The organism is Blattabacterium cuenoti (genome assembly GCF_014252055.1).
GTDB lineage: Bacteria > Bacteroidota > Bacteroidia > Flavobacteriales > Blattabacteriaceae > Blattabacterium > Blattabacterium cuenoti_D.
In genome coordinates, this window is record NZ_CP059208.1 from 240,543 (window position 1) to 256,429 (window position 15,887).

General features: G+C 24.4%; 15 protein-coding genes. 9 read left to right on the plus strand and 6 right to left on the minus strand.

Annotated features, from left to right (window positions below; translation table 11 throughout):
- Nucleotides 1–20: 20 nt before the first annotated feature.
- Nucleotides 21–878: a transketolase gene (locus H0H48_RS01175; RefSeq protein ID WP_185871286.1), complete on the minus strand. Its 858-nt coding sequence runs from the start codon at nucleotides 876–878 to the stop codon at nucleotides 21–23.
- Between the two features lie 77 nt (nucleotides 879–955).
- On the opposite strand from H0H48_RS01175, the gene smpB reads away from it, so the two are divergent.
- Nucleotides 956–1,402: an SsrA-binding protein SmpB gene (gene smpB / locus H0H48_RS01180; RefSeq protein ID WP_185871287.1), complete on the plus strand. Its 447-nt coding sequence runs from the start codon at nucleotides 956–958 to the stop codon at nucleotides 1,400–1,402.
- A gap of 61 nt (nucleotides 1,403–1,463) precedes the next feature.
- Nucleotides 1,464–2,132, plus strand: a complete 669-nt coding sequence (locus tag H0H48_RS01185) for a hypothetical protein (RefSeq protein WP_185871288.1) — start codon at nucleotides 1,464–1,466, stop codon at nucleotides 2,130–2,132.
- Between the two features lie 46 nt (nucleotides 2,133–2,178).
- Here the strand turns inward: H0H48_RS01185 and tatC are convergent, their stop codons facing one another.
- Nucleotides 2,179–3,003 (minus strand): twin-arginine translocase subunit TatC, encoded by an 825-nt coding sequence (tatC, locus tag H0H48_RS01190; protein WP_185871289.1) that lies wholly within the window; start codon nucleotides 3,001–3,003, stop codon nucleotides 2,179–2,181.
- Between the two features lie 86 nt (nucleotides 3,004–3,089).
- On the opposite strand from tatC, the gene ychF reads away from it, so the two are divergent.
- On the plus strand, nucleotides 3,090–4,139 hold the full coding sequence (ychF, locus tag H0H48_RS01195) for a redox-regulated ATPase YchF (RefSeq protein WP_185871290.1): 1,050 nt from the start codon (nucleotides 3,090–3,092) through the stop codon (nucleotides 4,137–4,139).
- Here ychF and H0H48_RS01200 read toward each other — a convergent pair.
- Both H0H48_RS01200 and dapF read right to left on the minus strand, forming a co-directional pair.
- Nucleotides 4,136–5,230, minus strand: coding sequence for a zinc-binding metallopeptidase family protein (locus H0H48_RS01200; protein WP_185871291.1), 1,095 nt, complete (start codon nucleotides 5,228–5,230; stop codon nucleotides 4,136–4,138). The two genes, ychF and H0H48_RS01200, sit on opposite strands and share 4 nt — an antisense overlap.
- An 18-nt stretch (nucleotides 5,231–5,248) precedes the next feature.
- A complete protein-coding gene (gene dapF / locus H0H48_RS01205) occupies nucleotides 5,249–6,052 on the minus strand; it encodes a diaminopimelate epimerase (RefSeq protein ID WP_185871292.1) in 804 nt (267 codons plus the stop codon).
- Between the two features lie 140 nt (nucleotides 6,053–6,192).
- Here dapF and H0H48_RS01210 point away from each other — a divergent pair, with 140 nt between their 5' ends.
- Nucleotides 6,193–7,707, plus strand: coding sequence for a trypsin-like peptidase domain-containing protein (locus tag H0H48_RS01210; protein ID WP_185871293.1), 1,515 nt, complete (start codon nucleotides 6,193–6,195; stop codon nucleotides 7,705–7,707).
- Between the two features lie 6 nt (nucleotides 7,708–7,713).
- On the opposite strand, the gene H0H48_RS01215 is transcribed toward H0H48_RS01210, so the two are convergent.
- Together H0H48_RS01215 and tgt are read right to left on the minus strand one after the other, a co-directional pair.
- Nucleotides 7,714–8,796: an LptF/LptG family permease gene (locus tag H0H48_RS01215; protein WP_185871294.1), complete on the minus strand. Its 1,083-nt coding sequence runs from the start codon at nucleotides 8,794–8,796 to the stop codon at nucleotides 7,714–7,716.
- 15 nt (nucleotides 8,797–8,811) lie between these two features.
- Nucleotides 8,812–9,936 carry a tRNA guanosine(34) transglycosylase Tgt gene (tgt, locus tag H0H48_RS01220; RefSeq protein WP_185871295.1) on the minus strand — a complete coding sequence of 375 codons (1,125 nt, stop codon included), beginning with the start codon at nucleotides 9,934–9,936 and terminating at the stop codon, nucleotides 8,812–8,814.
- Nucleotides 9,937–10,006: 70 nt separating this feature from the next.
- Here tgt and rsmH point away from each other — a divergent pair, with 70 nt between their 5' ends.
- From rsmH to H0H48_RS01245, 5 genes are read left to right on the plus strand one after another with little or no spacing between them, the layout of a single operon-like run.
- Complete coding sequence (gene rsmH / locus H0H48_RS01225) at nucleotides 10,007–10,900, plus strand: 16S rRNA (cytosine(1402)-N(4))-methyltransferase RsmH (RefSeq protein ID WP_185871296.1); 894 nt, start codon at nucleotides 10,007–10,009, stop codon at nucleotides 10,898–10,900.
- Nucleotides 10,901–10,926: 26 nt separating this feature from the next.
- Nucleotides 10,927–11,247: an FtsL-like putative cell division protein gene (locus H0H48_RS01230; RefSeq protein WP_185871297.1), complete on the plus strand. Its 321-nt coding sequence runs from the start codon at nucleotides 10,927–10,929 to the stop codon at nucleotides 11,245–11,247.
- Nucleotides 11,248–11,261: 14 nt separating this feature from the next.
- Nucleotides 11,262–13,256, plus strand: coding sequence for a penicillin-binding protein (locus H0H48_RS01235; RefSeq protein WP_185871298.1), 1,995 nt, complete (start codon nucleotides 11,262–11,264; stop codon nucleotides 13,254–13,256).
- Nucleotides 13,253–14,728: a UDP-N-acetylmuramoyl-L-alanyl-D-glutamate--2,6-diaminopimelate ligase gene (locus H0H48_RS01240; RefSeq protein WP_185871299.1), complete on the plus strand. Its 1,476-nt coding sequence runs from the start codon at nucleotides 13,253–13,255 to the stop codon at nucleotides 14,726–14,728. The genes H0H48_RS01235 and H0H48_RS01240 overlap by 4 nt, the downstream gene beginning before the upstream one ends.
- A 1-nt stretch (nucleotide 14,729) precedes the next feature.
- Complete coding sequence (locus H0H48_RS01245; RefSeq protein ID WP_185871300.1) at nucleotides 14,730–15,887, plus strand: phospho-N-acetylmuramoyl-pentapeptide-transferase; 1,158 nt, start codon at nucleotides 14,730–14,732, stop codon at nucleotides 15,885–15,887.

The following is a 15,887-nucleotide window of genomic DNA, read 5'->3' on the forward strand; positions in this document are numbered from 1 at the left end:
TTGCTTACTCTTTCTTATTTTTAAGATAATGGATAATCACCTAACCTTTCAGGAAGTTGAGATAAAGCTATGTCTAATTCCTCTTTATTTGGAGATTTACCATGCCAAATATGTTTTCCTGACATAAAATCTACACCATATCCCATTGTAGTATGTAACAAAATTAAAATTGGGTTTCCTTTTCCTATTTCATTTTTTGCTTTTTTTAGAATATTAATAACTTTTTCAAGATCATTCCCATTAAATTCTTCTAGAACATTCCAATCAAACGATTGAAATTTTTTTTTCAAATCTCCAAGAGGTAATACATCATTAGTTGCTCCATCTATTTGTAGTCCATTATAATCTACAGTAGCTATGTAATTATCTAGCTTTCTAGCTCCCGCATATAAAGCAGCTTCCCAAATTTGCCCTTCGTTTAATTCCCCATCTCCATGTAAACTATATATAATAGAATCAAACTCTTTACTTAATTTTTTTGATAAAGCAGCTCCTATCGATACAGACATTCCTTGCCCTAAGGATCCGGAAGAAACTCTAATTCCAGGTAATTTTCTATGTACAGAAGGATGTCCTTGTAAACGAGAATTTAACTTTCTAAAAGTTGATAATTCTTTTATAGAAAAAAATCCAGAACGAGATAATACACTATAATAAACAGGAGATATATGACCATTAGATAAAAAAAATAAATCCTCTCCTTTTCCTTCCATTGTAAATTTTTTTGTATTATAACGCATGACTTCCTGATATAAAGCAACAAAATACTCTGTACATCCTAAAGATCCCCCTGGATGTCCTGATTTCGCATGATTTACCATACGTAATATATCCCTTCGAACTTGAAAACATAAATCCTTTAAATAACGTACATTCATTTTAGTTCTTTTATTTTCTATTTTTGTTTTAGTCTATTTATTCATAATAGATAACAACACAAAAATAACAATTAATTATGAGTATTATTATAAATAGGAAAGCTAAGTTTCAATATTCTCTATTAGAAGAATACGTAGCTGGAATACAATTACTTGGAACAGAAGTAAAATCTATAAGGGAAAATAAAGTTAGCATAAACGAAAGTTTTTGTCAACTAAAAAACGGAGAATTATATTCAATCAACATGTATGTATCTGAATATAAATTTGGAACATCTTGTAATCATTCTAGTAAAAGGGAAAGAAAATTATTATTAAATAAAAAGGAATTAATAAAAATAGAAAAAAAATTATACAATCCAGGTATAACAATTATTCCTATAGAATTATTTTTTAATAAGAAAGGATATGTAAAAATGAAAATAGCATTAGCAAAAGGAAAAAAGATATATGATAAACGAGAATCTTTAAGAAAAAAAGATCTTCTTAGATCAGAAAATAGAGAAAAATATTTTAAAATTTAAAAATTTTAAAATCAAATATTATATTTGTTCAAAATTATATTATTAAGAAATTTATATCTTTATGAAAAACGTCAATTTTTTTATTATCACCTTATTTGCTTTTTCTTCATTTGTTTTTTCTCAAGATTCTGATAGAAAATGGCTTTTTAAAATAGGAGCTAATGATATTAATTATTTCCCTATACAGTCTCCTTTTAAGAATTTTTTTTCTAAGAATCATAATAGTTTTGATCCTGTTATTTCTAGCATTGAAATAGAACATAATTTTAAATATATAGGATTATACGCTGATGCTTCATTAGGAATGGTAAAAAATAATAAATGGAGATTAGATGATGGATTTTTCTTTAAATTCGGAAATGGAATAAATTTTCATTTAATTTCAAAAAAAATTGATCCTTATTTAAAATTAGGAATAGGAATCCATAAGTTTAATAATTATAAAGGAAAAAAATTAATAATATCAGATACAAAATATTTTAAAACGAATAAAAAAACTTTTTTTATTTTAGATGGAGGAATTGGGCTAAATTTATGGTTAGTTCCTAATTTTGGAGTAAACGCGCAAAGTACTTATAATCAAGTAATTGCTAGGCAATCTAGAGATTATTTAAATTTCTGGAAACATAATGTAGGTCTTATATTTAGTTTCGGTAAAAAAAATGAGAAAAAAATAGATAATCTATCATCATTAACATCATCAGTAGATAACAAAAAAATATCCTTATAATATGATAATTATCTATTGAAAAATAAAATTATTATAAAACCTCGTTTTACGAGGTTTTATTTTTTTTAGAAACAGAAGAATAAGAAGATTTTGCATAGAATGATATAAATACACCACATTGATAAAGAAATAATAATGGAATAAAAACTACTATTGTACTCAATATATCTCCGGGAGTTATAGCGGATGCTATAATCAATATTATCAAAAATGCATGTTTTCTATATTTTTTCAAAAAAGAATAAGTAATTAAATCCATTCTAGTTAAAAAATATATAAAAAAAGGAAACAAAAAAATAATCCCCATAGATAGTGATGAATGTGTAATTAAAGATATATAATCAGATAAATCAAATATATTTTTCGGAAAATCACTAATTCTAAAAGAATATCCAAAATGAATTAAAAATGGAAATAATAAAAAATAACCAAAAAGAACTCCTGATATAAATAGAAACATTGCTATTATAAGAATCAATACAGAATATTTCTTTTCTTCATGATAAAGAGCAGGTTTTATAAATAACCATAATTCATATATTATATACGGAAATGATAAAATAATTCCACCTATAAAACAAGTAGATACATATATATTGAATTGACCAAATATTTTTCTATTTTGTATTTCTAAATTATTAAAATAAATGTGATCATCTTTCCCAAAAAAAGAATTGGTTAAACTTTTAAAAAAACGATAAGTAATAAAATCCTTTTTTGCTGGACCAAAAATGATATTATCAAATATAATTTCTTTATTTTTCATTAGAAAAACCATTGAAATAAGAATCGCAAATAAACAATGAATTACATGTTTTCTTAACTCTTCAATATGTTTCCAAAATGGAATTTTTTTTTGCTGTTGATCCATAAAAAATTAAAAAAAGAATTTTTTTTCGTATTAAATGTTTTTTTATATTTCACATAAATAAATAAAAATAATAAAATTCATTAAAAATGAAATGTGGAATTATTGGACTACCAAATTCAGGAAAATCTACGTTTTTTAATATTATTTCTAATTCTAAAGTTTTATCAGAAAACTTTCCTTTTTGTACTATAGAACCTAATCACGGAATTACAAAAGTTCCAGATCATAGATTATATGAATTAAAAAAAATAGTACATACAAAAAAAATCGTACCATCAGAATTAAAAATAGTAGATATAGCTGGATTAATTAGAGGATCTCATAAAGGAGAAGGATTAGGAAATAAATTTTTATCACATATACGAGAAACAAATGCAATCATTCATATGATTCGTTGTTTTCAAGATGAAAGTATTCTTCATGTAGAAGGTTCTGTAAATCCTATTAGAGATAAAGAAATTATTGATACAGAATTACAATTAAAAGATTTAGAATCGATAGAAAAAAAAATAGAAAGAATAAATAAAAAGAGAGATAAAAATGAAGAACCTATTTTAAATACATTAAAAAATATTATCTCTTTTCTAAAAAAAGGAAAAAACATTAGAACGTTTCCTTTTAAAGAAGAAAAAGAAAGGAATTACATAAGAGAATTACAACTACTTACTGTTAAACCTGTTTTATATGTATGTAATATAAATGATGATGATAATAATAAAGAAATTTATTATCATATAAAAAATATAGAAAAAGTAATAAAAGAAGAAAATTCTATTTTAGTAATTTTATGCTTAAAAAGAAAATTAGAAAAAGAAAAAAATAATTGGAAAAATACAGGAATAGACAAAGTACTTAAAGAAACATTTAAATTATTAGATTTACATAGTTTTTTTACAGTAGGAGATAAAGAAATACGTTCTTGGCAAATTCCTAGAAAATATACAGCATATGAAGCTTCATCTGTAATTCACACAGACTTAAAAAAAGGATTTATTCGGGCAGAAGTTATTCATTATAACGATTTTATCAAATATGGTTCAGAAGATAAAGCTAAAAAAGCAGGAAAAATACTTCTAGCAGGAAAAAATTATTTAATACAAGATGGAGATATTATTCATTTTAGATTCAATCGTTAACCGTTAACGGTAAAAAATAAATTATGTTTTTTATTAATCTCTTGTAAGGTTTCAAATATTAATGATACTGTTTTTTCTACATCATTTTTATGGACTATTTCCACTGTGGTATGCATATACCGTAGAGGTATAGAAATTAATGCAGAACATACTCCTTTGTTGGAATAAGCAAAAGCATCTGTGTCAGTTCCTGTATATCTAGATGATACTAATCGTTGAAAACAAATATTTCTATACTCAGCAGTATCAATAATGATTTCTCTAAGATCCTTATGGATAGAAGGTGCATATCCAATAACAGGCCCTAATCCACACTTGATATCTCCTTGTATCTTTTTATCAACCATAGGACTTGATGTATCATGAGTTACATCTGTAACAATAGCAATCTTTGGATTTATAGCTTTAGAAATAACTTTTGCACCTTTTAATCCTATTTCTTCTTGAACAGAATTTACAATATACAATCCATATTGTAAATTAATCCCATTTTCCACTAACATTTTTGTTACTTCAGCTATAATAAATCCACCTATCTTATTATCTAAAGCTCTAGATACAAAATAGTTATTATTCATAATAAAAAATTTATCAGGATATGTTATCATACATCCTACATGAACTCCTAAATTAATAACTTCATTTTTAGTAGATGCTCCAATATCTACAAATATGTTGCCTACACTAGGATATTTTTCATCTGAAGGTTTTCTTGTATGAATAGCAGGCCAACCAAATACTCCATATACTGGCCCCTTTTTTGTATGAATAATAACCTTTTTAGATGTTGCAATTTGATGATCTGACCCTCCATTACGAGATACGTAAATAATTCCATTTTCTGTAATATAGTTAACATACCAAGATATTTCATCAGCATGTGCTTCTATAATTAACTTATGCGGAGATTTAGGATTTATAACGCCTACTGCGGTACCATATAAATCTGTATATATTTTATCAACATAATTCTTCATATGGTTTATCCATATTTTTTGTCCTTCTGTTTCTTCCCCACTTGGGGAAACGCCATCAAGATATTTTTTTAAAAATTTAATTGAATCATTATTAATGCAATAATTATTTTTCATGATTTATTTTTTTAATTTTTAAATCAAAATACTTCCTTTAAATACAAATTCCGTAGGTCCATTTAAATAAATATCTTCATATCCTTTTTCTGTTTTTTTTAATGAAACGAATAAATTTCCACCTGAAGTTTTCACTTTTACTTTATTTTCATCATTATAAGGTAATCTATTTGTTTCATATGCAGCAATTACAGCAGCAGTTACACCTGTTCCACAGGATAAAGTCTCTTTTTCTACTCCTCTTTCATAAGTTCTAACAAATAAAATATTTTTTTCTAATATTTTTACAAAATTAACATTTACTCCTTCATTAACAATATATGGATTATTTAATCTAATTCTTCTTCCTTCCCTATAAACATCTATTTTCTGAATATCATCTTTTACGAATAATACGTAATGGGGAGATCCAGTGTTAAGAAATATATGTTGTTTAAGATGAATTATTATTTCAGTTTTTTTTAGATTTATAAGTTTTACAGAAACTAAATTATCTTTAATAAATCCATAATGATATCCATCTTCTGCTCTAAAATAAGTTTTTTTATCTTTTATTATTCCTAATTCTTTAGAAAAAGAAATAACACATCTCCCTCCATTTCCACACATGGAACTTTTTTTACCATCTGAGTTGTAATATTTCATATAAAAATCACTAATTTCATCATTTTGAATTGAAATAATTCCATCTGCTCCAATTCCAAAATTTCTATCACATAATTTTCTGAACAAGGAAGTATTTTCCACAATATTTTTTTTTCTTAAATCTAACATAATAAAATCATTACCTGTTCCGTGATATTTAAAAAAATTCAATTTCATAATAACGAATTTAATATTATATTTTTAATTTTTACTAGATTATTATTTACAGTTTTTAATATTTTTTTTTATATCTTGTTCTTGTTTTAAGAATTTAAGAACACTGCATTATTATAATATTACAATTTACAATTATGAATATGAAGAAAATAGTTTTTTATATTGTACTTAGTAGTATGGTGAGCTCTATAATAACCATTGCTGCATATAAACAATATTCTAAAGGAATATCTACACCTTTCCCATCATATACAAATTCTTTATCTTCAAATTCAAAAAAAACGGATTATCTAGGAAATTCATCACTGGTTAGTTCTGCAGGTCTTCCTGATTTTACTAGGGTAGTAGATAAAACAATACATGCAGTAGTAAATGTAAAAAATTATTCTAAAAATTATAATAATAATCAGTTTGATCCATTTGATTTCTTTTTTGGGTATCCTGATGATTTTGGAGGAAAAGAAAAAAAACCTCAAAAAAATGATGTTCCTGGACTTCATGGATCCGGAGTTATTATATCTCCAGATGGATATGTTGTAACTAATAATCATGTGGTAAAAGATGCAGAAAAAATTGAAATAACTCTTAATGATCAAAGAACTTATAGAGCTAAGTTAATAGGAACAGATCCAAGTACAGATATAGCATTATTGAAAATAAATGAGAATAATTTACCTTTTATATATTTTTCTGATTCCAATAAGGTACAAGTAGGAGAATGGGTTTTAGCAATAGGAAATCCCTTTGATTTAAATTCAACTGTAACAGCAGGAATAATAAGTGCTAAAAATAGAAATTTAGGAATATTAAAAGGAGAAGCTCCATCAGCAATAGAATCATTTTTTCAAACAGATGCAGCTGTAAATCCTGGAAATAGTGGAGGAGCTTTGGTAAATACAAATGGTGAATTAATTGGAATAAATACAGCTATTTCTTCTTCCTCAGGAAATTTTATAGGATATAGTTTTGCTGCTCCTTCTAACTTAGTAGCAAAGGTTATAAAAGATATAAAGAAATATGGTTCCGTACAACGTGCTTATTTGGGAATTAAAGGAATAGATCTATCAAAAGTAGAATATCTAAAATATTATAATAAAGAAACAAATCAAAACATAAAACCGCAACAAGGGTTCTTAATAATAGAAGTATTTAATAAAAGCGGGGCATATGACGCTGGTATTAAAAAAAGAGATATAATAAAAAATATAGATGGGCACCCAATACAAAATGTTGCAGATCTTTCTTTTATTGTTGGGACAAAACATCCAGGAGATAAAATAACAATAAACATTGTTAGAGATGGGAAAAAGAAAACTTTTAACGTTATTTTAAAAGATCTACTAGGTAGAATTAAAATAAGAACTAAAGAAGAAATTAGTCCATCTGAATTGTTAGGAGCAACTTTTGAATCTATTAGCAAAGATTATAAAAATGATTTTGATATAGATTACGGTATTCTCATAAAAGAAATTAAAGAGGGGCGTCTTAGTTCTATAGGAATGGAAGAAGGAGATATTATTTTATCTATTAATGGAAAAAAAATGAAAAAACCTAGTGATGTTGATAGAGTTTTAAAAAAATATTCAGGAGATGTTACCATAAAATCTATTAAGCAAAATGGACAAGTATATATAGCTGGATTTGAAATGGACTAAATAAAATTACTTAGTTATTTTTATATAATAATAAGTTGTTATTATTCCAAAAAATATGTTTGGAATACAGACAGATAAATAAGGGGGAATATAATTTTTTATAGAATACACTTTTGTAAGTTCTATGAAGAATATATAAATGAAAGATAATATAATTCCAATAATAATGTTTCCCCCTATTTCTCCTTTTTTTAGGGAAAGAGATAATCCTAAGATAGTAAATATAAAAGTCGAAAGAGGAAGACTTGTTCTTTGATAAAATTCATTTAAATAAATATTTATATCCTTGTTTCCTCTTCTCTTTTCTATATCTATGAATTTTTTCAGTTCAGAAATATTCATATTTTCTGCTATATATTCTTCTGGTAAAAACTCTTCAGGAGTGAGAGACAATTTTATAACTTTATAAAATCCTTTTACAAAAAAATCATTATTCTTATGAATTGTAGTTTCTATATAATCATGTAAAACATATACTTTACTTTTTTTATTCCAGTAAATATTTTTAGATTTTAAAATATATATTAATTTATTTCCAATAAATTTTTGATATACAAAATATTTTCCTATATTTTTTTCTCTTGAAAAATTTCTGATAAAAATATATTCTTTACTTGAAATTTGAGCACTTACATTTTGATCATTTTCGTATTTTTTTTTATAGTTTGAACTTAACAAATATTGATAATGAAATTTATTTTTATTTTTATTAGCTATTGGAAGAATATAATAATTGATCATTATAGAAGTCATGCTTATGATAGTAGCTGATAGTAAATATGGAAAAGTTATTCTTTGAAAACTAATACCACTTGCTAAAAGTGCAGTTATTTCTGAGTTTTTTGTTAATTTAGATGTGAAAAATATAACAGATAAAAAAACAGATATAGGGCTGAAAGTATTAGCTAACCATACCGACCAAAATGGATAGTAATAAATCAAAGCATCTTTTATTGATCCATGATTACTTTCTAGACGATGCATTCTTTGAGAAAGATCTATAACTATAGATAATAACTGAAGAGAGATAGTTATGAATATAAAAGTTTTGATCAAACTACGAAAAATATAACGGTCAATAATTTTCATCTATATATAATAATATTACAATCGTTGGCTTAATAATGGGACAATCGATCTTTTCCAAGATAAAAAATTATTGTTCATAATATGAAATCTTGCTTGTTTCAGTAAATTAGAATAAAAAGAAAGATTATGAATAGAAGCTATTTCTTTAGCTAAATTATCCTTAGAAAGAAAAAGATGTCTCACATAAGATTTACTATATAAATGATCTATATAAGAATTTCCAAATTCATCTAAACATGAAAAATCTTTTTTCCATTTGTTATTTTTTATATTAATAATCCCATTCCATGTGAATAACATTCCATGACGTCCATTTCTTGTAGGTATTACACAATCAAATATATCTACACCTGTAGATATTCCTTCAAGAATATCTACAGGTGTTCCTACCCCCATTAAATACCTAGGTTTATTCTTAGGTAAAAAATCCGTTACCAAATTAGTGATATCATAAGTTTTTTCTTTTTTTTCTCCTAAACTTAATCCTCCTATAGCATATCCATCAACTTCTAATGAAGTAATTTTTTCTACAGAATATTTTCTCAAATCTGGATAAATACTACCTTGTGAAATAGGAAAAAAACTTTGTTTATAGTTATATTTTTCCGGATTTTTTTTTAGATAAGAATAACATCTTTCTAACCATAAATGGGTTTTTTTCAAAGATTTTATAGCCATATTATAACTACAAGGGAAAGGAGGACAATCGTCAAAAGCCATTATTATGTCTCCTCCTATAAAACGTTGAATTTCCATAGATTTTTCTGGAGATAAAAAATGATAAGATCCATTTATAATGGATTTAAAAATTACACCATCTTCAGTTATTTTATTTAAGTTTCTCATAGAAAAAATTTGAAACCCACCACTATCTGTTAAAATAGATTTTTTCCAGTTAATGAAAGAATGAATACCTCCTGCTTCGTATAATATATCTATTCCTGGTTGAAGATATAAATGATAAGTATTACTAAGTATTATATTTGACATTTTGTATAGTTCAGCTATAGATACAGATTTAACATATCCTTTTGATGCTACTGGCATGAAAGCTGGAGTATTTATTTTTCCATGATCTGTCTTTATAATGCCTATTCTAGCTTTAGAATAATTATCTGTTTTTATTAAATTAAATTCCATTTCAAAAAGTTTTTAAAACTTATATAATGTATGTAACATTATAATTAATAATTTTTCATTATAGATAAAAATGAATAAAAATTACCATCATAAACCAGTTCTTACAAAAGAAAGTATAGAAAACTTGATCACAGATAAAAATGGAATTTATATAGACGCAACATTTGGAGGAGGTGGCCATTCTTATGCTATTTTAAATTCCTTAAATGAAAGAGGTAAACTTATATCCTTAGATCAGGATAAGGAATCCGTAAATATGAATTGCATTAAAGATAAAAGATTACACTTATTTCACAGTAGTTTTATTAAAATACTAAATATTTTAAATAAAAAAAATATTAGAAAAGTATCAGGAATATTAGTAGACTTAGGAATGTCTTCTTATCAATTAGATAATATTGAAAGAGGTTTTTCTAATCAATCCAATTGCATTTTGGATATGAGAATGAATAAAGAGTCTACTTATTCAGCTAAAAATGTTATTAATGAATCTTCAAAAGAAAAACTATTTTTTATATTTAAGGAATACGGAGAATTTAAAAATGCAAAAAAAATTTCTTCTAAAATAATAGAAGCTCGTTCAAAAAATAATATACTATTTTCTTCAGATTTAGTTAATCTTTTTTTTATAAAAGGTACTTTTAAAAAACGAAAAAAATTTTTATCTAGACTTTTTCAGTCTATACGAATAGAAGTTAATGATGAGATCAATGCACTAAAATATTTTTTAGTTCAATCTTCTAAAATTCTTTTACCAAAAGGTAGAATAGCTGTGATTTCATATCACTCTATAGAAGATCGAATTACTAAATATTTTTTTAAGAAAGGAATTTTAAAAGAAAAAATATTTAAACCTCTTCCATTTAGAATGATACATAAAAAAGTTATAAAACCAAGTTTTCAAGAAATCATAAATAATCCAAGATCAAGAAGTGCTAGATTAAGAATAGCAGAAAAAATTTAAGTGATAAAAAAATGAAAAAAAATAAAATGATATTTATAAAAATTATTAAAGATCTTTTAAAAGGAAAATTTTTAGTAAAAGAAGATGCTTATCGCAATTGGAATTTTATTGTATTTCTTACTATACTATCTTTAATTAGTATTACTAGTTCTCATATGATGGATAGAAAAATTAGAAAAATAACTAAAATTAGTGAAGAAATAAAGGAATTGAAATCTGAATATGTAGATTTACATAGTAAATGTATGCAAATGCAATTGTCTTCGTTTATAAAAAAAAAATTAGTAAATGAATTAAAATATTTAGAATCACCTCCATATGAATTGGTTTTAAATGAAAAACAATAGTTAAGTAGACAAAAATGAAACAAGAGAAAAAAGATAGATATACTTTGTTATATAAGTCTTACTTAATTAGTTTTATTTTCATGTTTATTGCAGCTTTGATTATTTTTAATTTATTGTATATTCAAAATTATTCAGAAGGATATAAAAAATCAGTTATAGAAAAAGCAATAAGAACAAATGTTATTAAAGCTAAACGTGGTAATATTTATGCATCAGATAGTAGTATTTTGGCTATGTCTGTTATAAAATATGATATTCATATCGATTTCAAATCAATATCTAATAAATTATTTCAAGAAAATATTGTTTCTTTATGTAATTCATTGGAATTTTTATTTAAAAAACCAAAAATTATATTTTATAAAAAATTTTATGAAGAAAAAATAAAGGGAAATAGATATTTTTTATTAGCTAAAAATTTAGATTATCCGCATTATAAAATTTTACGAAATTTTCCCATTTTTAATAAAGGACAAATACGGGGTGGTTTTATTGTAGAAAAAAAATCATGTAGAATTCATACATTGGAAAGTATTGGAAAAAGAACTTTAGGATACGATGATCATAGAGGAAAAGCTGGATTAGAAGGAGCTTTTAGCAAATATTTAAAAGGTAAAGATGGAAAAAGATTAGAACAGAGAATCAGTTCTAAAGTATGGAAACCATTAAAATCAGAAAATAAAATTGATCCAGAAGATGGAAAAGATGTTTATTCTACTATAGATATTTATCTACAAGACATTGCTTATCATGCATTATTACAAGAATTAACTATATCTCAAGCAGATCATGGATGTGTAATTATTATGGATGTAAATAATGGAGAAATTCCTGCTATTATTAATCTTGAGAAAACTAAAAAAAATACTTATGAAGATTTAAGAAATTTTGCTGTATGGGAGGGGAATGAACCAGGATCTACTTTTAAAACTATGGCAATTCTAGCAGCTATTGAAGATAAAAAAATAGATATAGATATGATTGTAAATATGAAAGGTGGAGTAATGAAATTAAAAGGGAGAAAAATAAAGGATAGTCATTATAATGGATATATAGAAATGAATCCTAAACAAATTTTAGAACATTCTTCTAATGTTGGTATTGCAAAAATCATTTATGATAATTATAAGGAAAATCCAAAAAAATTTATAAAACATCTATATGATTGGAAATTAGATAAAAAAATAGGAATAGATATCCCAGGAGAAGGGGTCCCATTTATACCAAACCCTGGAGATCCAAATTGGAGTAGTATTACATTGCCGTGGATGACTTTTGGATATAATATTAAATTAACTCCTTTACAAATTCTAACGTTTTATAATGCAATAGCAAATAACGGAAAAATGATTAAACCTGTATTTATTAAGGAAATAAAATATAAAGAAAAAAGCATTCGTAAAAATACAAAACCTATCGTTATAATTCCTTCTATAGCTAGAGAATCTTCTTTAACAAAAATTCAAAATATGTTAAAAGGAGTTGTTAAAAATGGAACAGCCAAAAAATATTATAATCCAGATTATCCATATGCAGGAAAAACAGGTACTACTCAATTAGAGTATTGGGTTAAAGGTAAACCTTTATCTTATAACAGTTCTTTTGTTGGATATTTTCCTGCAGATAATCCAAAATATTCTTGTATTGTGGTCATCTCCAAACCAAAGATAGGATACTATGGAATTGAAGTAGCGGTTCCAGTTTTTGATAAGATAGCTAGATCTATTTATCCAAGAATAGCTAAGAAAAAGTTATATATAAAAATAAAAAATAATAAAGAAAATTTATTAAGTAAAATCATAGAATCAAAATCTAAAAACATCTTTAATAATAATAAATTAATTATGCCTAATATAATTTCTATTCCTGGAAAAGAAATCATTCCATTATTAGAAAATATGGGGTTTAACATAATGTATACAGGAATTGGAAAAGTAATCGAACAATCTCCCTACCCTGGTAAAAAATTGAAGAAAAATCAAATTATATATTTGAAATTAGCAGAATGAAAAAAATGTTAAGAGATGTTTTAAAAAAAGTATCTATACTTAAGATAATAGGAATAGATACTGTATTTATTGAAGGAATTGCTATATCTTCTAAAGAAGTAAATAAAAATATGATTTTTGTTGCAAAAAATGGAGAAAATACAGATGGACATAAATTTATCGTGGATGCTATAGAAAAAGGAGCTAACACAATCCTTTGCGAGGTAATTCCTGTTAATAACAGATATGAAAATGTAACCTATGTTTCCGTTACAGATTCCATGATTGCTTTAGGTATTATATCTTCTAATTTTTATGATCATCCTACAAAAAAAATAAAATTAATAGGTGTAACCGGTACAAATGGAAAAACTTCCGTTGTAAACATATTACATCAATTATTTAATAGTATGGGTAAAAAAAGTATACTAATTTCCACTGTTGGTATAGTCATAATATCTAAAAAATATCCTACAACCCATACAACTCCAAATATTATTGATATTAATAAATATTTAAATTTATCAATTAAAAAAGGATGCGAATATGCTTTTATGGAAGTAAGTTCACATGGAATTTATCAGAAAAGGATTTTTGGATTATTATTTATCGGTGGGATATTTACTAATATAACACATGATCATTTAGATTATCATAAGAATTTTAATAATTATTTATCTACTAAAAAGTCATTTTTCGAAAGTTTATCGAAAGAATCATTCGCACTAATTAATTCTGATGATAAAAATTCAAAAAATATAATAAAAAATATTTTAGCGAAAACATTTTTTTATGGATTAAAAAAAGATGTAGATTTCAAAATAAAGATTTTGGAAAATAGCATTAATGGAATTAAATTATTGATCAATGGAAAAAAAGCATATACAAAATTAATCGGAGAATTCAATGTCTATAACATATTAGCAAGTTATGCTACATCTATATTATTATTAGGAGAAAAACAAAACAATAAAATTATTGAAACAATAAAAAGTATAAAACCAATAAAAGGACGTTTTGAACAATTTTCATCAAAATCTGGAATTAAAATAATTGTAGATTATGCTCATAATCCAGATGCATTAAATACAATATTTAATGCTATTAAAAAAATTAAAAAAAATGAAAATAGATTAATTTGTGTAATAGGTTGTGGAGGGGATAGAGATAAAAAAAAACGTTCTTTAATGGGAAAATTAGTATATGAAAAATGTAACGTATCTATTTTTACATCTGATAATCCTAGAAACGAGGATCCAGAAAAAATATTAATTGATATGAAAAATTTTAAATCATATCTAAAAAAAAATATTTTAACTTTTGTTAGCCGAAAAAAAGCTATTGAAACAGCAATAAAAATTGCAAAAAAAAAAGATATTATTTTGATAGCGGGAAAAGGACATGAAATTTTTCAAGAAGTAAAAGGAAAATATTATCCTTTTGACGATATGAAAATCGCTAAAGAAATATTAAGAAAATATTATCATTTGTAAAATGGTGAGGTTTTTGTCACTTTTTAGTGAAAATCATGTATTCAACAGATCTTTATTAGCTTTTTTTTTATCGTTTTGTATAGCTTTTATTCTTTATAAAAAGATTATCAATTGGAATCGTAATAAAAAAAATATAATAGGAGAAAATATAAGAAATTTAGATATTTTAGGACAAAAAGAAAAAGAAGGAACCCCAACAATGGGTGGAATTGTAATTATATTTTCTACGATAGTTTCAACTATTCTATTTTCTTCATTAAAAAATATATATGTGATAATATTGATTATCACAACTATTTATATGGGAGGTATTGGATTTATAGATGATTATATTAAAATAAAATATAATAAAGAAGGAATTAGTGTAATCAATAAATTATTAGGACAAATCATATTAGGATTTTTTATTGGAATTACAATTTATTTCAATGATAATGTTCAAGACATAAATAATATTAAAAAAAATAATAATAAAGAACATATTACCACTTTTCCACTATTAAAAAGAAAATTTAGAAAAAAATTTGATTATTCATCTATTTTAGAATGGTATAACAAAGGATTCAAAAAATACACATGGATTATTTTTATTCCTATTGTAATTTTTACTATGATATTCATATCTAATGGAGCTAACATTACAGATGGGATGGATGGATTGACAGCTGGAGTATCTTTGATTATTTTTATTACTTTATCTATTATATCTATTATTTCTAGCAATAGAATATATTCTAATTATTTTAATTTTATATATATTCCTAATATCAAAGAAACAATTATTTTTTCTTTTTCTTTTATAGGATCTTTAATTAGTTTTATTTGGTACAATACTTATCCTGCAAAAATATTTATGGGAGATACTGGAAGCTTAACGATAGGAGCGGTGATAGCTACACTAGCTATCATCAATAAAAAAGAATTGATCCTTCCTATTTTATGTGGTATTTTCTTTATAGAAAATATTTCTGTTATAATACAAGTATTATATTTTATGTATTATAAAAAAAAATATGGAGTAGGAAAAAGAATTTTCCTTATGGCTCCTATACATCATCATTTTCAAAAACTTGGATATCACGAAAACACCATTTCCAATCGTTTTATTATCATACAAATAATGTTTTCAGTATTAGTATTGATTTTATTAATTTATTAA